This window comes from Caballeronia jiangsuensis, from assembly GCF_046030135.1.
In the GTDB taxonomy this organism is placed as follows: Bacteria; Pseudomonadota; Gammaproteobacteria; order Burkholderiales; family Burkholderiaceae; genus Caballeronia; species Caballeronia jiangsuensis.
Genome location: NZ_JAQQDB010000071.1, coordinates 1 through 22,856 on the forward strand (window position 1 = coordinate 1; position 22,856 = coordinate 22,856).

Here is a 22,856-nt window from a genome sequence, read left to right on the forward strand (position 1 = left end):
AAAGTGTAGGCTCGCGGATCCTGCACGTGACCATGCCGCTGCGGCGCCGCCGACGTCGGCAAGCCGCAATACTGCGGACGTTCAGAGCCGCCTCGTCGAGCGTCCGCAATGGCCGATTAGCGAGCAGCGCGGCCCTCCTCTTTGCCCCGACTTCGTTGACGGGCCGGGAATCGCCGCAAAAGCGGCAAGCAATGTGCCTTGTGATGGTTGCCGCGCCGCGCTTCAAGGCCGCCCGTCATCGCGGATCTGGTCTTTGGAGACAAACGCCGACAGCAGATGTCACCGTCTTTGCCGATCCGGCTGCTTGCCTTATCAATGCCAACATCGCGCACGGAGTGCGCGAACGCTTTCCGTTAAGCCTTGCAAGGTGCAGGTTCGCGGGCGATCGCGGAGCCGGTGCACTTCTACAACCGTATCGTCCAACTTCTCCTGAGCGGTCTGCTTTTCAAAAACAATCGACACCGGCCTCCTGCGCCGTTGTCTGCCACCAGTCCTTTGCAGCAGACGGTGCTGACCCCGCTTGATAATAGTTATTAAGGGTTATACTGTGGGGGTGACTTCCTGGAGGGCAGAACCATGATCAGTGCAGACCTTGGACAACAGCTCGAGGGATACATTACGAAGCTGGTCGAAACCGGACGGTACGGCTCGAAGAGTGAAGTGCTGCGCGAAGGCGTGCGATTGATTCAGGATCGCGAGACGCAGCTTGCCGCGTTGGATGCCGTGATCGAGCGAGGGATCGCCGATTCAGAGGCTGACCGAGGACAACCCGGCCAAGAAGTGTTCGACCGGCTTGAAGTTAAATATCAGGCGATGATGAACGGCAAGGCATGATCGTTCGCATTTTACCGGCCGCCGAGGCCGAGCTTGAGGCCATCGGCGACTACATCGCCCGCGACAATCCGCGCCGCGCCTTGAGCTTCGTTCTTGAGATGCGTGACAAGTGCATGAGCCTTGCAGACATGCCCCTCGCCTACCCGCTCGTGCCTCGATACGAAGATCGCGGCGTGCGGCATCGGGTTCACGGCAGCTACCAGATTTTCTACCGCGTCACGGGTCAACCCGAGCGCATCGACGTCATTCACGTCCTGCATAGCGCCAGAGACATCGCCGCTATCCTTTTCCCCTAGACACACCCACGAAAAGAGCCCAGAACGAGTTAAGTGCTGGGCAAGCCATCGGCTACGCCGGTGGCGGAGGTGCAATTGAGCAAACTGGCCGTCTGCGGTGCCACCACAGCGGCCAGTTCTCTTGTTTTTAAGTCGGAGCCTCGTGGCTCTGTCAGTCGATTAGTGACCGAAATAAACAGGCGCGATGCTATTGCCGGTGTGAGCCGGGCCGCCCGAAGCCGACGCAGTGTCAGCCACGCCGCCGTAGCTCGTTTGCCCGTTCTGCGCCGCGACCTTCGCTTCGGCAGCTTGGATCTCGGCCGGATACGTCACGCGATCCGTGCTCGGGTTATATCCAGCGCGTTCGAGCTGGACCAGTTCTGCCTTTACTTGAGCGCGGCTCAGCGGCTGGCTTTGAGCGAAAGAAGAAACCGCCGGAATAGCGAGTGCAGCGGCGACGACGATAGTTGCGAGTTTCATGATGCTTACCTCCGAGTCTTGTTTTTCGCAAACAGCCCTGCTTGCGTTTCAGTGACTCAAGTATAGGTAAGTACCCGCTTAAGATTAATGAGCGTTTGAACAACAAATTCTTGCGGTATTCGGGATAACCCTAGGTCGATGCTCAACCGGTCACGGTCTCGCGGATTTCCGGTGCGACCTCGTCGCGTCCGTTGAGCTCGTTGAGCACGCGCGATACCGAACCCGCGGACACCTTCGCGAGGCGCGCGGCGTCCTGCACGGTCCGTGAGCCAATGCCTATGCCGAAAGTCCAAACGCCAGAGTCCGCTTCGCCTTCCACGCGCAGCCGAAAGTCCGGAGCGAGATTTCCGAGTCAGTGATTCGGTTTTCGATCGGGACGCGGTGGTCCGAGGCTCGGTAGCATAGGCAGCTCATCGGTGCTGCACGTTCCGCGTTGCCATGTATAGGTCAAACAGGCCCGCATGCAGACGGCGGATGTCCTGACGAAGGGCAATTAGTCCGCGCTGTTCGCCTTCACGTTCCCGACGCAGAATCTCTCCCAGCAGGGCAGTCGCACGCGATGCCGGCATGTCGCGCTGCACGCGCGCCTGGCCGAGCCTGCCTGCAACTGCTGGTTTGCTGATCAACAGCCACGCGGGGAACCACGCGTAATCTTCAATCTCGCCAGTGCCTGGGAACTCTGCATCAAAGCGTCGACGCAGCGCGTCGAGTGAAGCGTCCCTCAGGGTGTCGAAGAGCGCGGCGACCTTGGCCGGCGCCAACCACGCCAATTCCGCAAATAGCGGCCACGCGGCGTCGATTCCGGCGGCACGATAGCGCGCCTCGGTCATCCAGGCAAGCGGCGACGGAATGCGCCACCAGGATGCAATCGTTTCGACCGCTTCGCTAGCCGCGGCCCAGTCGCTTGCTCGAAGCCACAGCGGTGCCGCGTGACTGTCAGGGTCGACGCCACAGTACGGCAACGCCGCGGCACGCTGCGCAAGTTCACGCCAGCATGTTGCCATCCACGATTGAGCGTACTGCCCGGGCAGTACTTGTTGAGCAGCGTGCGACACCTCATGCTCGAAGTGACGGCAGATCACAGCCAACTCAGTGTGGTCCGTCACGGCGAGCGTTGATGCGTTCTCGAGTTCGTGGACAAGCACCGTCATTGCAGGCAGAGCACTGTCGCGCGCGTAGTCGGCCGCGAGCACTGTCAGCGCCGCTCTCGCTGCGGCGGCGTCGCGAAGCTGCAACTGCTCGACCACATCATTGCGCATTGCTACGTCCCGGCTGTCGGCAAATATGTCGAGTTGCTGCATCGTCGTTGCGCTCAAGAAGGTCCAGGAAGAGCGTACAGGCTAAGCGATTTCGCCGCGTCAAAAAAGCTGCGATGCGTCATTGCACGCAACGCTGTGTTGATCCGTCGACTGTCAAGGAAAGCGACGCATTATTGAGATGCCTCCAAGTTCGCCGACTCACATATGGTTGGCCCATCCCGCGCGTGAACGAGGCATGCGACACAATAGCGCGCCTCTTAGCCAGTTATCATTTTGCCGCACGCATCTAGCAGACACCTTTAAGTCCTTCTTTGCCGATGTCATCTCGCCGCCCTTCCTCGCAATCTGCTCGGTCGCTGTGGCGCAAACCGCTCAGCAAAGAGATGCTGCTGCCCCTCCCGTCTTCAGCAGCGCAGACTGTCGCCTTGTCGAATCACTTGACGTTTGCCGCCTGTCGGGCCGGTGCTGGATCGGCGTATCTTTTTAACGAGCTTATTCAACTCGTCTACGTCACGTTCTTTGTGCAAGATGCGGGGTATGGGGACGCGGGATGTAAATATTTATGCACGCGCTGAAGCGGCTCTGGAGCGCTGTTTGCAGCGCGCCGAAGTCGAGCGGCGATGGGCGTTCGAGGCGGCGGACCTGCCGTTGTTCGAAGCGGTGTTGCAACAGGCGGACCGACAACTATCGAGTGCGCCAAGATATGTTCACGTTGCTGCACGAGACAGGCTCAAACGGTTCGCCGCTAGCGGGCGCGCCTCGCCGCTCAGTTCCACTGCGGCGCGCCACTAATCGCGATCGGTCCCCGCCGCGCGAACGCGCCCTCCAGCACCACACACGACGCGTGCGTGGCGACAGTCGCTCAGATCGAACGACGGCCGATATAATGGAACGCGGAAATTTCACGCATTGCACCGGAGTTCTCCTATGAGTCAAACCCGCGGACCGAATGCGGGATATCGGGGCAAGCCAAACAGTCGGCGCCAACCTCATCACCTGACGAATCCGAAGCGCCCACCGCGAGGCCAACCTCCTATAAAGGCGAGTGATGGTGGAATCACGCCGGCGTCGATTATTAAGACTCGCTCGTTGAAATTACTCGTCGATGTGGTCGGCGCGGAGAATATTGCGTTGGGACTTGACTCCAGCATGACCCGAATCGCCGAACTAATGCGCGGAGAGCGATTTACGCCCGAAACCGCCTTCCACATGGAAACGACGCTCGGGCTACCTTCCGGCTTTTTCGACCAACATCATCCGGCCCTCTCGCCGGAGACGATTGCGCGCCTGAAGGCGCCGCTCGAGTTCGTCCATAGGGAAGAGATTGTCGATGAAGGTGACATCGACGCAGCACCCCTTCTTCCAAGTGCGCAGAAGCCATCGCTGCTTGCCAGCAGCTTGTCCAAGGATACGACCATGCCGTCTAAGAGTTCGAAGGAAGCGTCGGGCGCGCCCAAGACCCGTGCCCAAAAGGCTTCTGCGCAGACAAGCGGTCAAGCTGCAAGAGCAGGAGATACGTCCAAACCGCACGGGTCGCATCAAGCGGCCGGGCGTAAGCAGGCCTTGCCAAACGGCGGTGCGACCGTAGAGCGCATCAGGCAGGCCAATCTTCACGTTCTCACCGCACGTAACGGTTCGAAGGTCAAGCTCGGCGCGGTGTTGGGTCTTAGCGGTTCGAATATGGCGCACCGACTCCACGGTAAGAAGCGCATGGATGATGCTGAAGCCGAGCGCTTCACCGCGGGGCTTGGCTTGCCTGCAGGGTGGCTCGACACGCCCCGCATTGAAGCCGACATTCCCGAGTCAGTCGCGCAGTTGCTCGCGCCCGCATCACGCGTGCGCGCGCCTGGCCAAGCACCGGCGCCAACCGCTGCGGCGGCGTATCAGGATACACAGGTCGCAGCCGCTCCGACCAGCGAGATGGATGGAGCGCTGCCTAGCACTTCTAGTAACCCGTACACCGAGCCATTGCCAGTTGATGCGGCGGGCCACGGCGACAGCATTGGGAGTCCTCAGCACGAGAACGTCAGCGGTGCCGTTGCAACCCGCGCCGACAGTCCCCTGGAGCGCATCGAAAGCCACGCCCCCGCCCCCATCTCTGCGCCCGGGGAGTCGCTGCCCCCGTTGTCAACGTCGCAATCTACAGCAACGCCGCCCTCCGCCGCTTTGGGAACCAACCTAGACGGTCTTGACGGGATCCCACCGATCGCCGAGGCACTCTTGAAGACGCTCGCCGGCAAGGCCCGCACCGGTCGCTTGGACGAGTTGAAAGCCTTGGAGCTATTGCAACAAGCCGTTCTGCTATGACAGCGACGTCCGGAAAGCTCTATGAGTGCGGGTCTCACGGACGGACTCGCCAAGGCGCCGCCCGTTGTCGAGAGGCAGCAATCGAGCACTGAAGCATCTTCGAGGACGCCGCTACGCCACGCGGCGTTCATCGCTCGGCCCTACCTCCACCTGTTTCTGTGCGATCTCCTCGACGTCAAGCTCAAGCACAGACTGCCGGGCAAGTTGGGCGGGCAGCAACGCGTAGGCGACGCGTAGCTCATGCAGACGTGCCCTCCAGTACCGAACGCTTATCGGCAACGGAGCTGATGTTGCACGCACTGCCGTCACCAGTTTCCGTATATGAGCGAGTTCGCGATCAGCTTCCAGGGAGGTCCGCTTGAGTAAGTCGGGCGACGTACCGGGGACGTGATGTTTTCGGTCGACTGCGGTTGTCTTCATACGCTGTGCATCTCCTGATCGGTTGAGACCAGCGTATTGAGATTCTCGGGATGTCAAGGAAGCATGCGGGCGCGCAACCGGCCGGCCTTGGGGTCCTGGCTGCGAACGATCGGACCGTGCCGGATTCACGTACAGAAGTGCGCGACGCCCAAGGGCTGCATCAGCCGATACCCTTCTCTTTTCTTCTTTTCTAGCGCCGGGCGGCTTCCATGCGTGTGTGCAACGCTCGCCCCACCAGCGAATTCGCATTGCTAATCAGGCTTCGCACACAGTCGTCCACCGCGGCCATCGGCACGCGACCGGCGAGCGCCGCGGCAACGAGGGCATCATACGCATCGATGACATCAGTCGCCGAGATTTCGTAGCCATAGCCGGCCTCCATCCAATGCAGCGCGGAGACGACACATTCCATCGCGAACTGCGGCTGCGTCGCCTCGTAATCTCGCGCCGCGCGAATGAGCGTTTTCGGATCGGTGGGACTCTGCCTGGACAGCGCGACCGCCTGATCGAAAAGGCGGGCGTCTTTTGCGGCGGCGAACCACTTGCCTTCCGACCCGGGCTCGCTGCGCACCAAGTCGGACAAAATGGTTTCCTGCGATTTTTCAGGATATTTTTTTGCGATACCCCGGAACGTTGCGAGGTACGTGCCTGCACGATTCGCGGAAATGGCGTAGCGCTCGTAGGCTTCGTTTCTCATCCCGCACCCTAGAAGAATCGTCTCGCACGCTCGCGCGATCGCGTGCTCGGGCGCGTTCAGCCCTCGACTCGCTTCAGCCAGACGAAGCGCGTCGCCCGGACGTCCGAGCGAAACCAGCGCGTCAACGGCCCAGCGTCGATACCACCAGGACTTCAGCCGATCACGCTGGGCGAGCTCAACAAGCTCCTCGAAGCGGCCGGCAGTGAAAAGCGCACTCAAGCACGGCACCGTACCGACGAAGTAGTTGAAGCCTTCGGCCTGGAGCACGTGCGTGACAAGCGGCAATAGCCGATCCGCCCATTCCGACGCCAACTCGGGCGTCACGCACAGCGTGCCCCAGTGATCACCCAGAGGCTCAATGTAGGGCATCTGATCGTCTTGCAAGGCCTCGAATAGCCTGTCCAGCCAACGTCCGCGTACAGCAAGCGTCACGTCGGCCGCTACGATCACCAGCACAAGCGTGTCGATCGCGCGATTGACCGCACTGCCCAGGGCGCCCGAGGAACTATCGACCTGCTCGAGTGCGGGTGATAGCTTTTCGAGGAGCAGAACCGCCCCATCGGCCGCGAGCGCGCAATCCGTACGCGCGACGGAACGAATCTCAGACACCGCCTCCTTCAGACGTTGAATTGGTAGCGACGATCGCCACCCGAACGCATTGCGTCTAAAGCGTGAAGCAAATATCCATTTGGGTGAGGGCATGACAGTCACGTTTCATCAGCACGGTGCACGATCGGACCCATCGCGATCGAGTCGGTGCGATATTTGAACGGGTAGTTGAGGTGGGATACCCCGTGGCGCGCGCGCATCATTTCATCGGTGGTTTCAGGACGCGGCCAGCATCGTCCCTCGACAGGCGCCCGACCCGCAGCGACACGCATAAAGCCGCTTGAGCGCGGCAGATTTGCGGCCTTCCACAAAAAGCCGATAGTCGATAAACAACTCTTCGCCGGGCGCGATGTCGCGCAGCGTGTGAAAGAACACCCGGCTGCCGTCTTGCTCGGTCTCGCAGTTCGGCGCGCAACTGTGATTGACCCAACGCGCCGAGTTGCCGCCCTGTGCACCGTCGATCACGCGCCCGTCGTCGAGATCGAAGTAAAACGTGTGACCGTCTTCGGCGGCCGAGCGCGCATACTGGCGCTGCGCCTGTGCCCACGACACCCGCTTGCCCTTGTATTCCAGAATCTGCTCGTTGGCACCGATCTGGGTGAGCGCGAATACGCCGCGTCCGTGGACCGGCGAAGAACGTACAACGATGCGGCGCATGCTTTTGCCCTTCCCTATTGCTGTGACCTGGTGAGCGACACGATGTGCCGCCGCGGCATCTCGGCATGATACGATCGCCGCACGCCCGTCGATACCCCTATGCCTTCTTCCGGTCGCAGCCGCATCAAACGCAAACCGCCCCGCGGTACCCTCATGAGGTACGAGGATCGCATCGTTGAGGTGCTGGGCGAAGCGCGTGGCCGACGGATCATGATCCGCTCGATTCATGCGGACGGCACGGAACGTCGCACGGCCGTCAAGCTCAATAGCCTGCGGCCGCTCGATGCGCAACTCTTCTAAGTCGGCGGCGTGACGGGCGCCGCCCTCGCTCAGGCTTGGTTGACGGCGTCCTTGAACGCCTTGCCCGCGGTGAATTTGACCGTCTTGCCTGCCGCGATCTCGATCGGCTCACCGGTCTTCGGATTGCGACCGGTGCGCGCGGCGCGTTCGCCGGCCCCAAACGAGCCAAAGCCGATCAGTTGAACGGCATCACCTGCTGCCACCGTCTTCGCAATCGTCTCAAACACGGCATTGATTGCCTCCTCGGCGGCGAGCTTGCTCGTACCGGCTCCGGACGCCACCGCGTCAATCAGTTCCTGCTTGTTCATTAAAACCCTTCCTTTCTGTTAGAGACAAACCGGATGATACCGAACGCTGGCAACGCATCGGATCGCAGACGCTCTGCTGTCTACGAGTCTGCGTCGGTCACGTCCAAGTCGAACAAGTCGGAAGTCGCGCTGCGCGCGTCAAGCAGGTCAGGCAAATCGCCTCTTCGGACCTTGGCGAGCGTTTGCGGCGACAGCCAGATTTCCTCCATGGCCTCGATGCCCTCTTCGATCATGCGCTGCAGGAAGAACGATTGTTTACGTCCCGTGGCCTCGGCCAAGACCCGCAACCGCTGCTCGATGACGGGGTCGATGCGCACCGCCACCACCCGCAACTTGTTCTCTGCCGATCTTCTCATCTGTTCACTCCTTTGGCCGATCACGCGCATGGCGCGCCTTCGGCCTTGGATTGCGCCTGCCCGCGGGCGCGATCCGATCATGATTTACGGACGACCTTTCGCGCTCGCCTTTTTGCCGGCCGCTGCCTTTCGGGCGACTCGCCTCGAACGGTCTTCGCGAGCGGGCACGCGCGTCGACGGCCGCGCCGCGGTGCGCAGCGATTTCAGCTGATCCTGAAGCGCGTGTTGTGCCGCTTCGAGCGCGGCGAGCTTGCCCTGGAGCACCCCGTTCTGGTGGCGCGTGTCGCCCTGCTGCGCCTGCAGCGCGTCGACGGTGCGACGATGCTCGGCCTCTCGCTTTTCCGCCCGCTTGGAGGCCTCGGCCAGTTCTTTCTGCGCCTTCGCTGCGGCGCTGCGTTCACGATCGATTTCCAGGAGCGCGCGGTTCTCGGATGCGCGTAAGCGCTCCTCGGCACGACTGGCGGTTTCTCGCAGCTTCTCCAGGTCTCGCGAGAAGAGGTCGCGCACTTTTTCGACTTCCCGTTCGCGCATAGCCGCCTCCTCGGCGAGACGCTGGATCTGCGCCTGCAGCGCTTTACGCGTGGCGGCGTCTTCCGCCTGCTGCCGCTCCAATTCCCGGATCTCGACCTGGGCCGCCAGCAGCGCCGCCGTGCGTTGCTCGAGCGCCGTTTCTGTGCGGCCCAGTTCTTCCCGGGCTGCGATAACCCTTCGCTCAGCCTCCGCGCGCTGCGCTTCGACTTCGTCGCGCAGCGACGTCAGTTCGGCCTGGGCGGACGTCGCCGCGCGCGTCCACAGCGTCCCGATCAACTCACCCGCCGCTTCGCTTAAATCTTTGGGCAAGTCCGGATGCTCGATGCGCACCCGGCTCTTCTCGCGCAATTCCGCCCAAAATTCGCTCAAGACCGACGCGGGTGTACTCATGGTGCCGCGCCGGACCAGGTTGTAGAGGCGGTTAGCGGTGGGGGGCACGCCAAAGCGAAAGAACAGCAGCGCGCACACCTCGCGATAGAGTTCACGCGTCTTGGGAAATTCGACCTTGAGGCGCTCGATATCGGCCGCGAGGCGGGTTTCGTCGGAGAGAACGTCGGGCATGGCCGCGAAAGGATAAGCAGTGCGCTCATATTACAACGTAATCCGCTATAGATCCAATCCAACGTGGCTATTGATTTGACATTAATCCTATAATGTCGATTAAAATGGCTCAAAGCCGCTTTCCAAATCGCCCGATCTTGAAGCCCGCACTGCCCTCGCCGCCCTCCGTCGCGCTTCATCCTGCGCCGCTGGAGATGCTCGTCATTCCGTCCGAATTGGATGGCTCCACGGGTTTCAATCGCGCCGTCACGGGTCGCGCACAGATCGCCGCGAACAACGATCTCGATGCGATCCGGGCGTGGCTCTTGCGCTTCACGGACACCAGGACCACCTTCGAGAACTACCGCAAGGAAGCCGAGCGCCTCCTGCTCTGGTCGGTCGTCGTGCTCAACAAACCACTCTCATCGCTCACGCACGAGGACTGCCTGCGCTATCAACACTTCCTGGCCGATCCGCAACCGGCGGCCAGCTGGGTTGCGGGTGGCGGGCGTAAGCACGCCCGCAGCGACGCGCGCTGGCGTCCTTTCTACGGACCGCTCTCACCTGCGAGTCAGCGCCAGGCGACCGTGATTCTGAATGCGCTGTTTTCGTGGCTGGTTCAGGCGGGCTACTTGGCGGGCAATCCGCTCTCGCTGTCCCGACAGCGTGCCCGACACGCGGCGCCACGCATCACCCGCTATCTGGAGCCGAGCATCTGGCAAGAGGTCAAGGACACCATCGCGGCCATGCCAAGCGATACGCCGCGCGAGATCGCTCATGCCTCTCGTGTGCGGTGGCTCTTCACGCTGCTCTATCTGGGCGGCCTGCGGATTGCTGAGGTCGGTGGCAATACGATGGGGCAGTTTTTTGTTCGGCGCGATGCAGACGGCGTGATGCGATGGTGGCTCACCGTGCACGGCAAAGGCGGCAAGGAACGGCTCGTGCCTGCGACGCGTGAAATGATGACGGAGCTCTCGCGTTACCGGCAGCATCTCGGGCTGAGTGCACTGCCCTCGCCCAATGAAGACACGCCGCTGGTCTTGCCCATTGGCGCGACGGCAGCGAACGGTAGCACGCAGACGTGCGCGCCTTTGACGCGCGCCGCACTGCATGCGATCGTCAAAGAAGTGTTCGCGCAGGCCGCCGCCCGACTCCGCGAGCGCGACGAGACGTCTGCCGCACGGGCCGACCTGTTGGCAAAAGCCTCGGCGCATTGGTTGAGGCACAGCGCAGGATCACATATGGCCGACCAGCGAGTCGACTTGCGCCTCGTGCGCGACAACCTCGGGCATGCATCGCTGACGACGACGAGCCTCTACCTGCACATCGATGACGACCGACGCCATCAAGAGACCGACGAAAAGCACCGAATAGACTGGTGACGCGCGCGCGCAACCTTTGACTACTACGCAACCCCGACACAAGTAAGACCGCCATGAAAGCGCCCCCACCGGAACCACTCATCTCGGCGGATAAACGCAGCCTCACCTTCATCATGCACTGGCGCGCGCAACCCGTGACCTGCGTCGTTTCACGCGCAGCCCTCGAAGCGTATTTTTGGCTCGCGCCGAGTGCAGACGATGCTCGGACATTGAAGGTCTTCCGCGATGGCTTTGGCCGCATTCATGCCATCGCCGAGCGAAAGCTCCTGGCACATCCCTCGAAGCATCTCGAGCTCACTGCGACCGACTTCGCTAAAGGCTAATTGCTTTGCTCGACGCCTTTTTTTGGTCGGGCGCTGGTGTCGACGATTGTAATGCGGCTGGTGGGAAAGACGATTAGTTGCATTTTGTGACGGATACTTCTGTAAGCGGTCGCTCCTACGTGCGAGCTTGCAAATTGCGAGACACGGACGACCCGCCGGTGCTGTCCGGGCAAGGGTTGATGGAAAGCGTCGCGCCCGCAAGTGTGCAGCCATCGCCAGAAATCGACGTTTCGCAGGCCGACATCGATGCCATGCACGCTATGCTCCACGGCGCGCCGTTGCCGCGGCATATCCGCGACCGTTTGTCGGCTGCGGCGACAGACTCAGTTCGCCTTCTTCGAGCTGCATCATGTCTTCGATAACATCGATCAATCCGCTTCATCGATCGATCACCTCTGCCGCAGTCCCGATGTGTTGATCGACGAAGTGGGTGAACTGCGTTCAAGCAATTCCGCCAGCGTTTCGGGTAGCGCGCCGACGGCAGGACGAATCTGGGCGCAGATCTCAAGGAAACGCTCGCTCTTGCGCCGGCGCGCCGATTCCGCTTCCTCGCTTTGGAGCCAAAGCGCACGGGCCTTATCGGAGCGGCCGTTTACGTCAACCGACCCGCGGGCTACGCTGAGCGGCTCGCCCCGTGCATTCCGAAACGGGTGAACCCATCTGCAGGCTTCCCGTTGAGGGCAAGATCGAGTATTACGTCAACGGTTCGCTGGCCTACATATGTGCCAACCCCTGCGGCGATGACGGCAGCCTTGCCGCAGCATTTCTGGAAGATGTATTTGCAGGGACGCAACAACGGCGTGATTTCGTTTCAGACCTACTGGGTGGAACTCGCCTCTGGCGACCTGATTCAGAGCGGCCAGACGCCGCCGAGCGCCTCATACGAGCTGCCGCCCACACAGTGCGTCCTTGAAAAAATAGATCGCGACGGAACCGCCAAATGCGCCCAGAATGGCCGGCAAGGCGGCCACTGTGCGATCGCCCATCTGGAGAAACACCATGGCAAAGAGTCAACTACGCGGTAGTCGCGAGGCAAAGAAGCCTAAACAGCCGAAAAAAGTATCGCCTCCAGTATCGGAAGTATCATGGACGGCCTCCACAAGGACTGCCACTGCGGGTTCACCAGCGAAAAAGAAATAAACCGCACCTGAATGCGCAACCCTTGATCTCGGTGTTCTGACCGCCCTCTTCCGCGCGCACGCTCGTCGCGGTGCCAAATGGGCTAGCCAAAGACTGACTCATTTCATCTTCGCTACTGGATTTGTCGCGCAACATCGGGCGACTTACCGCACGCGCGCTAACGGCGGCGTTCATCACGCCGGCAAGCCGTGCGCACGACCCAGAATCGTCGTAGCGATGGCGTCCGACACGCCTTTCGATAGCGTCGCGCGACGTTTAGCGTTATCCGCTACAACTACCTATTCGCAGGAAGGGAGTCAGTGAACATATTGCTTCAGTATGCGGCACGATTTCGCCCGCGCTCGCCGCCATGGACAGACTCTTCGCCAGTGCGCGCCGAACTATTTGGTGTCGAACGGCTCGAGCAACACGCGCAAAGTCTCGCCGCCGCGCAGCCGGTCTCGAACACACCGCCGGTCGTGCTGGCGCTGCACACGCGGCTCAACGATAACGCTGCCGTCCTGCTTGCGGCTTACCGTGCGAGTGCCGCTGAACTGGAACGCGGCCGGGGCGTGGAGCCTGCAGCAGAATGGCTGCTCGACAACTATCACCTCGTCGAAGCACAGATCCGAGAGATTCGCGACGATCTTCCACCAGGCTATTACCGTCAGTTGCCAAAACTCGCTGCGGGCCCGTTCGCCGGTTATCCGCGCGTCTTCGGCCTTGCGTGGGCATTCGTAGCGCACACCGACAGTTACTTCGACCCGCAGGTGCTGCGACGTTTCATCGATGCCTATCAACGGATTGAGCCCTTGACGATCGGCGAACTATGGGCCGTGGCGATCACATTGCGCATCGTGATGATCGAGAATCTGCGACGTCTCGCCGACCTGATCACCGAGGGTCGCAGCGCGCACGCGGACGCCGACGCGCTCACCGACCGTCTGCTTGAATCGGGCAGCGCGCGTTCTGCACTGGAAGCGGATATCGCCACACGTTCATCGGGCGTGTTGTCGGAGGCGTTTGCCGCGCAACTCGCTAAACGGCTCCGTGATCAGGATCCACGCACCACGCCGGCGCTGGGCTGGCTGGAAGAGCGGCTGCAACGCCAGGGCCTTTCCGTCGATGAAGTCGTGCAGCACGCACAGCAGCGCCAGGGCGCATCGAACGTCACAGTGCGCAACGTGATCACCAGTATTCGCCTGATTTCCGACATCGACTGGACGGAACTATTCGAGAGCATGAGCCTGGTCGATGCGCGTCTGCGCGCGGGCAGCGCGTTCGGCACGATGGATTTCCCGACGCGCAATCTGTATCGCAGCGCAATCGAGCAACTGGCGCGCGGTTCATCTGCGAATGAACTCGAAGTCGCCGCCCTCGCATTGGAGCTGGCGCAAGCCGCCATTGCAGCAGCGGGCGATACGGCACGCGCGGGACGCGCTGGGGAGCCCGGCTTTCATCTGATCGCCGAAGGCCGGCGAGCGCTCGAGCAAGCACTGGATTTTCGGCCGCCGCCCCGTCTGCGGGTCACGCGGTTTAGCGTACGTCTGGGTATCGGCGGCTATGTCGGCACAATCCTGACGCTCGCCGCCATGCTGGTAGCGCTGACGTTGTGGGCTATGTGGTCACTGTGGTCCACACCGCCGCGAGAGGCCGAGGTCTGGGTTCTCGCGTGGTTTGCGATATGTGGATTTCTGCCGGCCACCGAGGTCGCGACCGCGCTCGTCAACCGCGCGGTGACATGGAATTTCGGCGCAGTCACATTACCCGGGCTCGAACTGACCGCTGGCGTGCCGTCATCGCTGCGCACGCTCGTCGCCGTACCGACGCTTCTGACCAGCGAGGCCGATTTGCGCGAGCAGATCGAACGTCTCGAGGTCCATCACCTGGCGGGCGCCGGCGGCGATCTGTCGTTCGCGTTGCTGGCCGACGGGCTCGACGCTGACGAGGAAGTGCTGCCCGGCGATGCGCCTCTGCTCGCCATCGCGGCCGATGCCATCAAGGCATTGAACCACCGGCACGGCCCAGGCGGTGCCGGCAGCCGTTTCCTGTTGCTTCATCGTCGCCGCGTGTACAACGCGAGCGAGAACAAGTGGATGGGCTGGGAACGCAAACGCGGCAAACTGCATGAACTCAACCGGCTGCTGCGCGGCGCGACCGATACGAATTTCGTTCCGATAGCCGGGCGCGCACCACAGGTGCCGCCAGACGTGCGTTACGTCATCACACTCGACGCCGATACGCGTCTGCCGCGCGATGCGGCGCTGCGTCTGATCGGCAAGATGGCGCATCCGCTGAACCTGCCGCAATTCAGCGAAGCCGAGCAACGCGTGGTCAACGGCTACGCGATCCTGCAGCCACGTGTAACGCCATCGCTCCCTGTTGGCCAGGAAGGATCGCTTTATCAGCGCGTGTTCTCCGGTCCAGGCGGCATGGACCCGTATGCGGCCGCTGTATCCGACGTCTATCAGGACCTTTTCGGCGAAGGCTCGTTTACCGGCAAGGGCATCTACGACGTCGATGCTTTCGAAGCGGCGTTGCATGGCCGCGTGCCGGAAAACGCGCTGCTTAGTCACGATCTGTTCGAGGGGGTATTTGCGCGTGCAGGCCTCGCATCCGATGTCGAGGTCGTCGAGGAAGTGCCGTCACGTTACGACGTCACAGCCAAGCGCCAGCATCGCTGGACGCGCGGCGACTGGCAGTTGCTTCCATGGATCGCTGGGCAGCGAGGTCGTGTGCGGCCCGCGCTACCGTCCATCGGCCGCTTCAAGATGCTCGACAATCTGCGCCGCTCGCTGCTCGCACCAACGATGGTCGCTGCGTTCTCGCTGTGCTGGTTGATGCCACTGCGCACCGGGCTCGTGGGCGTACTCGCGATGCTGTGCGTGTTCGCAATTCCCGCCTTCCTGCCGACGCTATTTGCGCTGCTGCCACGGCGTGCCGGGATTCGCCTGCGCAATCACCTGCGCGTCCTAGGTGCAGATGTGCGGCTCGCCGCATTGCAGGTCGCTTTATCCACCGCATTCGTCGCGGATCAGGCATGGCGCATGGGCGATGCGATCGTTCGAACGCTGGTGCGGTTGTTCATCACGCGTCGCCATTTGCTCGAATGGACGACGGCGGCACAGTCGAAGGCTAGCCCGCGCCTAAATTGGCGCGGCTTCTATCGACAGATGACGCGCGGTATCACACTCGCCCTTGTGTTGTGCGCCAGCGCTTTAGCCTTTGAGCCAACCCATTGGCCGCTTGTTTTGCCATTTGCGTTGCTGTGGCTCGCCGCACCAGCGCTTGCATTGTGGTCGAGCCGTTCTCCGCCAGTTGCCGGGCGCTTTGCGATGTCCGAAGCAAACGCCCGCGATCTGCGCCTGATCGCGCGGCGTACATGGCGTTTCTTCGAGACCTTCGTTACACCGCTCGAAAACATGCTACCGCCCGATAATTTCCAGGAAGATCCGAAGCCGGTCATCGCACAGCGCACTTCGCCGACTAACCTTGGGTTGTATCTGCTATCCGCTGTCGTTGCGCGCGATTTCGGCTGGGCCGGGACGGCGGAAACCGTCGACCGGCTCGAAGCCGCGTTCGCCTCGATGCAGAAACTGCAGCGTTTCAATGGACATTTTTACAACTGGTACGACACACGGGACCTGAGGGAACTGGCACCTGCGTATGTCTCATCGGTCGATAGCGGCAATCTCGCCGGCCATCTGATTGCACTTGCCAACGCGTGCGAAGAATGGCTGCCCGCGACGCTTGCGCCGGCTGCCAGGTCCGGCATACACGACAATCTGCAACTCGCGCGCGAAGCAGTCAATGCGCTGCCAGCGGCAAACGCGGAGCACGGAAAACAGCTCGTCGGGATTTTCGAGGAAATCGATGCACACCTGCGTGGACCGCAGATGCTCGATGCGTTGTCGCCTTCCCTGATCCGGCTCACGAAGAAAGCCGCCCAGACGACGCGTGCGATCATGCCGGCGGGTGGCGACGACAGTTATGCCGATCTGATGTTCTGGATTGAAGCGTTGAACCGCAGCGTGAGCGAGCATCATCGCGACCGGCAGCAACTTATCGCCGCGCCAGAGCTTCTGCAAGCGCGTCTGCGCTCGCTTGCCGACACGTCACGCGCGATGGCGCTCGGGATGGACTTTGCGTTTCTGCTAGATCGGGATCGCAAGCTGTTGTCGATCGGCTACTCGCGGGCGGATAACAGTCTCGATACGAGCTGCTATGACCTGCTTGCGTCGGAAGCGCGGCTGGCGAGCCTGTTTGCGATCGCGAAGGCCGATGTGTCGACGCGTCACTGGTTTCGCCTCGGCCGCTCCGCGACGCCCGTCGGCAACGGTTCCGCGTTGATCTCGTGGTCGGGGTCGATGTTCGAGTATCTGATGCCGTCACTGGTGATGCGTGCACCGGTTGGCAGTTTGCTTGAACAGACCAGCAGACTGGTGGTGGAACGGCAGATGTCGTACGCAAGGTCGCTCGGCATGCCATGGGGCATCTCGGAATCTGCTTATCAGGCCCGCGACATGGCGTTCAATTACCAGTATTCGAACTTCGGCGTACCTGGTCTCGGCCTGAAACGCGGCCTCTCCGAAAACCGGGTCATCGCACCTTATGCGACGGGTCTCGCGACCATGGTCGCCCCGCTGGCCGCCCTCGAGAACTTCGCGCGACTCGCGAAACTCGGCGCATTGGGCCGGTACGGCTTTTACGAGGCGCTCGATTTCACCCGCAGTCGCTTGCCCGACACAGAGCGCTTCGCGATCGTCCGCAGTTTCATGGCTCATCATCAGGGCATGACGATCGTCGCGATCGCCAACACCTTGCTCAATGCAGAGATGCGTGCGCGCTTTCACCGCGAGCCGATTATCCAGGCCAGCGAACTGCTGCTGCAGGAACGCATGCCGCGCGACGTCGGCGTGGCCCAACCGCGCGCCGAGGAAGTGAGCACGTCCGCAGCGGACGCCGCCACGATGCCGCCGACGATCCGGCGCGTATCGGAGACGACAGCGTCCAACGGTCCACCGATTACGCATCTGCTGTCGAACGGACGGTATGTGGTTATGCTCACCGCGACCGGCGCCGGCTACAGCCGCTGGCGCGAACTCGCGATCACGCGCTGGCGCGAAGACGCGACCCGCGACCACTGGGGCTCGTTTATCTACCTGCGCGATACGCTGGGCACACAGGTCTGGTCTGCCAGCGCGCAACCGGTCGCTTTCGCGCTCGAATACGGCGACGTCGTGTTCGGCGAAGACCACGCGGAATTTACTCGCCGCGACGGATCGCTGATCACGACCATGGACGTGCTGGTCTCCGGTGAAGCGAACGGCGAAGTGCGTCGTGTATCGCTCGCGAACAGCGGGCGCAGCACGCGCGAAATCGAACTGACTTCGTACGCCGAACTCGCGCTGGCCACGCTGGCCGCCGACAACGCGCATCCGGCTTTTTCAAGGATGTTCGTGCAGACCGAGCATCTCGCCGAATTCGAAGCGCTGGTGGCGACACGGCGTCCGCGTTCGCACGACGAACCGCAGGTGTGGGCCGCACACTTCGGCGTGGTCGAGGGCGAGATCGTCGCCGAACCGCAGTACGAAACGGATCGGCTGCGCTTTCTGGGCCGCGGAGGGCATGCGCGCTCGGCCGCGTCGATCGTCGACGACCGGCCGCTGTCCAATACCACCGGTACCGTGCTTGATCCAGTCTTCTCGCTTCGCTATCGCGTACGGGTTCCGCCGGGCAAGGTAGTGCGTGTGACGTTCTGGACGGTCGTGGCCGAATCGCGCGAGCAGTTGCTCGATCTCATCGACCAGCATCACGATCGCAACGCATTCGATCGCGCGAAGACACTGGCGTGGACGCAAGCTCAGGTGCAATTGCGTTACCTCGATGTCGAGGCCGAAGAGGCTGCGGACTTTCAACGGCTTGCAGCACCGATCCTGTATGCCGATGCGCGCTTCAGGGCCGCGCCCGACGCGATCGTTCGTGGCGCCGGCGCGCAGTCGGGCTTGTGGCCGCACGCGATTTCGGGCGACCTGCCGATCGTGCTGCTCCGTATCGGCGATGTCGAAGATATCGCGCAGGTGCTGCAGCTATTGAAGGCACACGAATACTGGCGTATGAAGCGGCTGGCGGTGGATCTCGTGATCGTCAACGAACGGGTTTCGTCGTACATGCAGGACTTACAGGGGACGATCGAAACGGCAGTGCGCAGCAGCCAATCGCGGCCCCGCTTTGATGGCGAACTCGCGCAGGGTTCGGTGTATGCGCTGCGTGCCGACCTGATGAGCGTCGAGACACGGGCGCTGCTGCTATCGTCCGCGCGCGTAACGCTGCTCGCACACCGCGGCTCTATTGCCACCCAGCTTTGCTACCTGTCGCAAAGGCCGGGAAAGCCGGTCTTGCCGCGCCGTCAAAAAACGCCATGGCTAGCGTCGCGGCCAGCGGCCCCTGATAATAGGTCCGCGGTGCCGACACTGACAGCAGGTCTCGAATTTTTCAATGGCCTGGGCGGCTTTGGCAGCAACGGCCGAGAATACGTGACGGTGCTCACCGCCCATGCCAGTACGCCTGCACCATGGATCAATGTGATTGCAAACCCCAACTTCGGCTTTCACGTCGCCGCGGAAGGCACCGGTTATACGTGGGCCGACAGCAGCCGGGAAAACCAGCTCACGCCCTGGTCGAACGATCCTGTAGAAGACGCGGTGGGCGAAGCCATCTACGTGCGCGATGAAAGCACCGGCGACGTCTGGACTCCCACTGCGCAGCCGATTCACGATGGAGGCGTGTATGTCGCGCGTCATGGGTATGGCTACAGCCGCTTCGAGCACGACGCGAACGACATCGCACTCGGCTTGCTGCAATACGTGCCGCTTGCCGATCCCGTGAAGATCACGCGGCTCACAATGCGCAATTTGTCTGGCCGCAGAAGGCGGCTATCGGTAACGGCGTGGCTCGAATGGGTGCTCGGGACCTCGCGAAGCGCATCGGGGCCGTTCGTCGTGACGGAAATCGACGCGTCCACGGGGGCGATGTTCGCGCGCAACCCATGGAATATCGCCTTCGGCACGCGTGTCGCATTCGCCGACCTTGGTGGCCAGCAAACCGCGTGGACCGCGGATCGCTCGGAGTTTCTCGGCCGCTATGGCGACCCAGCCGCGCCCGCCGCATTGACCGGCAATACGCCCCTGTCCAGCGTGACCGGCGCTGGATTCGATCCTTGCGCGGCCCTTCAGACTTTCATCGATCTGGGGGCGCACGAGACGGTCGAAGTGGTCGCGTTCGTGGGCCAATGCGCATCCGCCGCCAAAGCGCGAGCCCTAATCGAACGCTATCGTGCCGCGGACCTTGACGAGGTGCTTGTCGATGTCACACGCCATTGGCAAGACGTGCTGGGCGCCGTCCAGGTCAGAACACCCGATCGGGCGATGGACCTGATGCTCAACGGGTGGCTGCTGTATCAGACGCTTGCGTGCCGCGTCGACGCGCGCTCCGCGTTCTATCAGGCGAGCGGCGCGTATGGCTTCCGCGACCAGCTACAGGACACGATGGCACTGACCCACGTGCGGCCTCTCGACACGCGGCGGCATTTGCTGCGTGCCGCGTCGCGGCAATTTGTCGAGGGCGATTTTCAGCATTGGTGGCTGCCTCACTCGGGGCAAGGTGTGCGCACGCGAATCTCCGACGACCGCGTTTGGCTTGCCTACGCGGCTGCGACGTATATCAGCTGTACGGGCGATCGCGCGGTACTGGACGAGGTCGTGTCCTTCCTCGACGGTCCGCTGCTGCAGCACGACGAGCACGACATCTTCTTCCAGCCGATGCTCGCGGAGGAATCCGCTTCATTGTTCGAACATTGCGCACGGGGTCTCGATCAATGTATCGAATTAACTGGCGCGCACGGTTTGCCACTGATCGGCACGGGCGACTGGAACGACGGGATGAATCGCGTCGGCGCCAACGGCCAGGGAGAAAGCGTCTGGCTTGGCTGGCTGCTGTTGCGGACCATCGACCTGTTCGCGCCGTTCGCGCAATCGCATGACCAGGCGCGCGGCGCGCGCTGGCGCGCGCACGCGGTTTCGGTACGCGAGGCACTGGAGCGTGATGCATGGGATGGTGAATGGTATCGCCGCGCAACTTTCGACGACGGCAGCTGGCTCGGCTCGGGCGCCAACGAAGAATGCCGCATCGATTCGATTGCGCAGTCGTGGGCTGTACTGTCAGGCGCGGCCGATCCGCAGCGCGCGCGGCTTGCGATGGCTTCGCTGAACGAGCAACTGATCCGTCGCGATGACGGGATTGCATTGCTGTTCACACCGCCGTTCGACAAGTCGTCGCATGACCCGGGCTATATCAAGGGCTATCCGCCGGGGCTACGCGAGAACGGCGGGCAGTATAGCCACGCCGCGATGTGGGCGATCTTCGCATTTGCGAAATTGCGAGACGGAAAACGGGCTGCGGGTCTATTTTCACTGCTCAACCCGGTCAATCACTCCCGTACGCCAACGGAAACCGAGCGCTATAAGGTAGAGCCCTACGTGGTCGCCGCCGATGTCTACTCGGTCGCGCCCCACGTCGGGCGCGGCGGCTGGACGTGGTACACGGGGTCAGCGGGCTGGATGTACCGCGCGGGGGTCGAGGGCATTTTGGGAATTCGCAGGGATGGCGATTTTTTGGTGGTGAATCCATGCATTCCAGACTCGTGGCCGGGCTTTGAAGCGACGGTCTATGTGCACTCGACGCGCTGCGAAATCCGTGTGGAATCTGTCCCGGGGGCGCGTGAGATGCATGGCCTGCTCGACAATAAGGCTATTGATTGCAGCGGCGAAGGCGGCGTCTATGTACCACTCGATAGCTCCTCGCACACGCTGCTGATCGCCGTGCGTCCGGGTGTTGCTGATGGAGTCGACGCGTGGGAGCCAGCCGTGTAACGTTCGCGAGGCATCTGCACGATGCCTCATCCGTGGTAACTGACCGAAAAAAGATGCTGCTTGCACGTTGTTCCTTCGGGCACGCGCTTGTGTACAACGGCGGCGCGCGAGCGCACCCCGGCTAATAGCAGCAATCTAGTCGCCGCACTCCGTGATGCTTCGTCCAAATGAATGGCATCCGCCCCGGACTTTTCGCAAGCCGCAGATTCACCGAAGGCGGGCTCTCCATCCCGGGATCAAGTCCTGCTACCGAAGATTCTGCACAATCTGGTAATTGAAAGACGCTCTGGACTCTCATGAGGCAATCCGCACTTCCTTGAGCTTGGCGGACACCCGGCGCCTACTGCCTCAGACGAATAGGAGTGCTTTTTATTGGTTGTGACTCAGGTTATGACCTCCTCATTTGCAATATCGGCCTACCTCGGTTAACCGGAAGTGAACTCATCCAGCCTCTTCGCACCGATGGGCGCCAAACAGTCCCATTCGCGATAGCGTTGTCGGGATATGGCGACGCACTGTTTCGAACACGAGCGAAAGACGCTGGCTTTGACCGCTATCCCGTCCAGCCCGTCGATCTCCACGCCTTATTGCGGTTGTTCTCGATGTACACGTGTCAACGGTAAGGGGCAAGCGGTAGCTTAACCACAAACTGACTGCCCAGGTCGCGCCCACCGCTTTGCGCTGTCACGCTGCCGCCTTGCGCGACAATCAATTCGCGCACGACCGTCAGGCCGATCCCGAGACCCGCCTGATTGAAAGTTATCGCATGGGTATCGTGGATAAATCGTTCAAAGATGCGGGGTAGCGCCTCGGCCGTGATGCCGATACCAGGATCGGAATTGCGCCGGCTAACAGCGGAAGCGCGAGCCGAGCTCTCGCGATTGCGCGCGGAACTCCTACGGTACAGCGTTCCTGACTGACGCCATTATTGTCCAGCGCTATATTGAGTCGGGAGTCGCCTGCGCCGCGTAATGGCCGTGGTCAAGATTCGGGCGAGCGGACCTTCCGATGAATTGCTCGAGTTCCGACAGGTCCCCCCACTGGCGCCACCCTCGTGCGCCGCGTCGGACGAAACACAGATTCAACGCAAATCGCCGATTCCTTTCCGCCCGTCGCTGGTGCGGTCGCCTTGTTGCAGCGGAACACGCTGTGTTGTATCCGGCGCACGTCTGTGAGATCGATTCGCAGTTCATGCCAGCACAGGTACGACCGACGGAATGCGTAACCACTACAACACCACCTGGATGGAATCGCGCTAACCTTCGTCCTCACCGTTCATCTCGGACCCGCCGTCGCTACCATGCAATCCACGATCGGCACGACGATGCGAACGCACGAGACGATGCCCAAAACCGTCAGTCACGTGTCGGATATCCGGGCCCCTCTTAACCCGATGTCTGACATCGCGTACGAGCTGATCGATGGGCGGCCCACCGCCTGAGGGGGAAGCCGCCAAGGCACCGGATCTCTTTTTATGGCTCTTTTGAATTTAGAGTGGGTAACGCGGCTCACGAGGCATGCGGGTTGAT

General features: G+C 61.8%; 18 protein-coding genes. 9 read left to right on the forward strand and 9 right to left on the reverse strand.

Features of this window, described 5'->3' with window-relative positions; translation table 11 throughout:
- The 3 genes from PQR08_RS37425 to PQR08_RS37435 all read left to right on the forward strand — a co-directional run.
- Positions 1 to 524: hypothetical protein (locus PQR08_RS37425; protein WP_408164265.1), on the forward strand; the 524-nt coding region annotated here is incomplete at its 5' end.
- Between the two features lie 52 nt (positions 525 to 576).
- The gene (locus PQR08_RS37430) at positions 577 to 834 is read left to right on the forward strand and encodes a type II toxin-antitoxin system ParD family antitoxin (protein WP_408164267.1); all 258 of its coding nucleotides are present in this window, start codon (positions 577 to 579) and stop codon (positions 832 to 834) included.
- Positions 831 to 1,130, forward strand: a complete 300-nt coding sequence (locus PQR08_RS37435; protein WP_086974055.1) for a type II toxin-antitoxin system RelE/ParE family toxin — start codon at positions 831 to 833, stop codon at positions 1,128 to 1,130. Before PQR08_RS37430 ends, PQR08_RS37435 begins: the two co-directional genes overlap by 4 nt.
- A gap of 159 nt (positions 1,131 to 1,289) precedes the next feature.
- On the opposite strand, the gene PQR08_RS37440 is transcribed toward PQR08_RS37435, so the two are convergent.
- The 3 genes from PQR08_RS37440 to PQR08_RS37450 form a co-directional block, all read right to left on the reverse strand.
- Entirely contained in the window at positions 1,290 to 1,589 is a 300-nt protein-coding gene (locus tag PQR08_RS37440; protein ID WP_250487474.1) for a DUF4148 domain-containing protein, read from the reverse strand.
- Positions 1,590 to 1,731: 142 nt separating this feature from the next.
- Positions 1,732 to 1,848 carry a LacI family DNA-binding transcriptional regulator gene (locus PQR08_RS37445; RefSeq protein ID WP_235023596.1) on the reverse strand — a complete coding sequence of 39 codons (117 nt, stop codon included), beginning with the start codon at positions 1,846 to 1,848 and terminating at the stop codon, positions 1,732 to 1,734.
- Positions 1,849 to 1,999: 151 nt separating this feature from the next.
- Positions 2,000 to 2,890: a hypothetical protein gene (locus tag PQR08_RS37450; RefSeq protein ID WP_408164270.1), complete on the reverse strand. Its 891-nt coding sequence runs from the start codon at positions 2,888 to 2,890 to the stop codon at positions 2,000 to 2,002.
- Positions 2,891 to 3,775: 885 nt separating this feature from the next.
- Between PQR08_RS37450 and PQR08_RS37455 the strand changes: the two genes are divergently transcribed.
- Positions 3,776 to 5,155 (forward strand): hypothetical protein, encoded by a 1,380-nt coding sequence (locus PQR08_RS37455; protein WP_456264727.1) that lies wholly within the window; start codon positions 3,776 to 3,778, stop codon positions 5,153 to 5,155.
- Positions 5,156 to 5,765: 610 nt separating this feature from the next.
- On the opposite strand, the gene PQR08_RS37460 is transcribed toward PQR08_RS37455, so the two are convergent.
- Positions 5,766 to 6,974: a hypothetical protein gene (locus PQR08_RS37460; protein ID WP_408164273.1), complete on the reverse strand. Its 1,209-nt coding sequence runs from the start codon at positions 6,972 to 6,974 to the stop codon at positions 5,766 to 5,768.
- 123 nt (positions 6,975 to 7,097) lie between these two features.
- Positions 7,098 to 7,538, reverse strand: a complete 441-nt coding sequence (locus PQR08_RS37465) for an SET domain-containing protein (protein ID WP_313761222.1) — start codon at positions 7,536 to 7,538, stop codon at positions 7,098 to 7,100.
- Positions 7,539 to 7,691: 153 nt separating this feature from the next.
- On the opposite strand from PQR08_RS37465, the gene PQR08_RS37470 reads away from it, so the two are divergent.
- Entirely contained in the window at positions 7,692 to 7,838 is a 147-nt protein-coding gene (locus PQR08_RS37470) for a hypothetical protein (RefSeq protein ID WP_408123365.1), read from the forward strand.
- A gap of 29 nt (positions 7,839 to 7,867) precedes the next feature.
- Here the strand turns inward: PQR08_RS37470 and PQR08_RS37475 are convergent, their stop codons facing one another.
- From PQR08_RS37475 to PQR08_RS37485, 3 genes are all read right to left on the reverse strand, one after another.
- Complete coding sequence (locus PQR08_RS37475) at positions 7,868 to 8,146, reverse strand: HU family DNA-binding protein (RefSeq protein WP_053572625.1); 279 nt, start codon at positions 8,144 to 8,146, stop codon at positions 7,868 to 7,870.
- Between the two features lie 80 nt (positions 8,147 to 8,226).
- Entirely contained in the window at positions 8,227 to 8,502 is a 276-nt protein-coding gene (relB, locus tag PQR08_RS37480; protein WP_250487477.1) for a type II toxin-antitoxin system RelB family antitoxin, read from the reverse strand.
- Positions 8,503 to 8,586: 84 nt separating this feature from the next.
- Positions 8,587 to 9,594 carry a DNA-binding protein gene (locus PQR08_RS37485; RefSeq protein WP_408164275.1) on the reverse strand — a complete coding sequence of 336 codons (1,008 nt, stop codon included), beginning with the start codon at positions 9,592 to 9,594 and terminating at the stop codon, positions 8,587 to 8,589.
- A gap of 194 nt (positions 9,595 to 9,788) precedes the next feature.
- Between PQR08_RS37485 and PQR08_RS37490 the strand changes: the two genes are divergently transcribed.
- From PQR08_RS37490 to PQR08_RS37505, 4 genes are all read left to right on the forward strand, one after another.
- On the forward strand, positions 9,789 to 10,955 hold the full coding sequence (locus tag PQR08_RS37490) for a tyrosine-type recombinase/integrase (protein WP_250487476.1): 1,167 nt from the start codon (positions 9,789 to 9,791) through the stop codon (positions 10,953 to 10,955).
- 53 nt (positions 10,956 to 11,008) lie between these two features.
- Positions 11,009 to 11,278 carry a DUF1488 family protein gene (locus tag PQR08_RS37495; RefSeq protein ID WP_250487467.1) on the forward strand — a complete coding sequence of 90 codons (270 nt, stop codon included), beginning with the start codon at positions 11,009 to 11,011 and terminating at the stop codon, positions 11,276 to 11,278.
- A 740-nt stretch (positions 11,279 to 12,018) separates the two neighbouring features.
- A complete protein-coding gene (locus PQR08_RS37500) occupies positions 12,019 to 12,303 on the forward strand; it encodes a hypothetical protein (protein ID WP_250487478.1) in 285 nt (94 codons plus the stop codon).
- 414 nt (positions 12,304 to 12,717) lie between these two features.
- Complete coding sequence (locus PQR08_RS37505; protein WP_408164278.1) at positions 12,718 to 21,327, forward strand: GH36-type glycosyl hydrolase domain-containing protein; 8,610 nt, start codon at positions 12,718 to 12,720, stop codon at positions 21,325 to 21,327.
- Between the two features lie 613 nt (positions 21,328 to 21,940).
- Here the strand turns inward: PQR08_RS37505 and PQR08_RS37510 are convergent.
- A complete protein-coding gene (locus tag PQR08_RS37510) occupies positions 21,941 to 22,234 on the reverse strand; it encodes an ATP-binding protein (RefSeq protein ID WP_408164280.1) in 294 nt (97 codons plus the stop codon).
- Positions 22,235 to 22,856 lie beyond the last annotated feature (622 nt).

Coding starts and splice junctions, on each gene's coding strand:
- PQR08_RS37430 (WP_408164267.1), top strand. CDS start 577: ATGATCAGTGCAGACCTTGGACAACAGCTCGAGGGATACATTACGAAG.
- PQR08_RS37435 (WP_086974055.1), top strand. CDS start 831: ATGATCGTTCGCATTTTACCGGCCGCCGAGGCCGAGCTTGAGGCCATC.
- PQR08_RS37440 (WP_250487474.1), bottom strand. CDS start 1,589: ATGAAACTCGCAACTATCGTCGTCGCCGCTGCACTCGCTATTCCGGCG.
- PQR08_RS37450 (WP_408164270.1), bottom strand. CDS start 2,890: ATGCAGCAACTCGACATATTTGCCGACAGCCGGGACGTAGCAATGCGC.
- PQR08_RS37455 (WP_456264727.1), top strand. CDS start 3,776: ATGAGTCAAACCCGCGGACCGAATGCGGGATATCGGGGCAAGCCAAAC.
- PQR08_RS37460 (WP_408164273.1), bottom strand. CDS start 6,974: ATGCCCTCACCCAAATGGATATTTGCTTCACGCTTTAGACGCAATGCG.
- PQR08_RS37465 (WP_313761222.1), bottom strand. CDS start 7,538: ATGCGCCGCATCGTTGTACGTTCTTCGCCGGTCCACGGACGCGGCGTA.
- PQR08_RS37470 (WP_408123365.1), top strand. CDS start 7,692: ATGAGGTACGAGGATCGCATCGTTGAGGTGCTGGGCGAAGCGCGTGGC.
- PQR08_RS37475 (WP_053572625.1), bottom strand. CDS start 8,146: ATGAACAAGCAGGAACTGATTGACGCGGTGGCGTCCGGAGCCGGTACG.
- relB (WP_250487477.1), bottom strand. CDS start 8,502: ATGAGAAGATCGGCAGAGAACAAGTTGCGGGTGGTGGCGGTGCGCATC.
- PQR08_RS37485 (WP_408164275.1), bottom strand. CDS start 9,594: ATGCCCGACGTTCTCTCCGACGAAACCCGCCTCGCGGCCGATATCGAG.
- PQR08_RS37490 (WP_250487476.1), top strand. CDS start 9,789: ATGCTCGTCATTCCGTCCGAATTGGATGGCTCCACGGGTTTCAATCGC.
- PQR08_RS37495 (WP_250487467.1), top strand. CDS start 11,009: ATGAAAGCGCCCCCACCGGAACCACTCATCTCGGCGGATAAACGCAGC.
- PQR08_RS37500 (WP_250487478.1), top strand. CDS start 12,019: ATGACGGCAGCCTTGCCGCAGCATTTCTGGAAGATGTATTTGCAGGGA.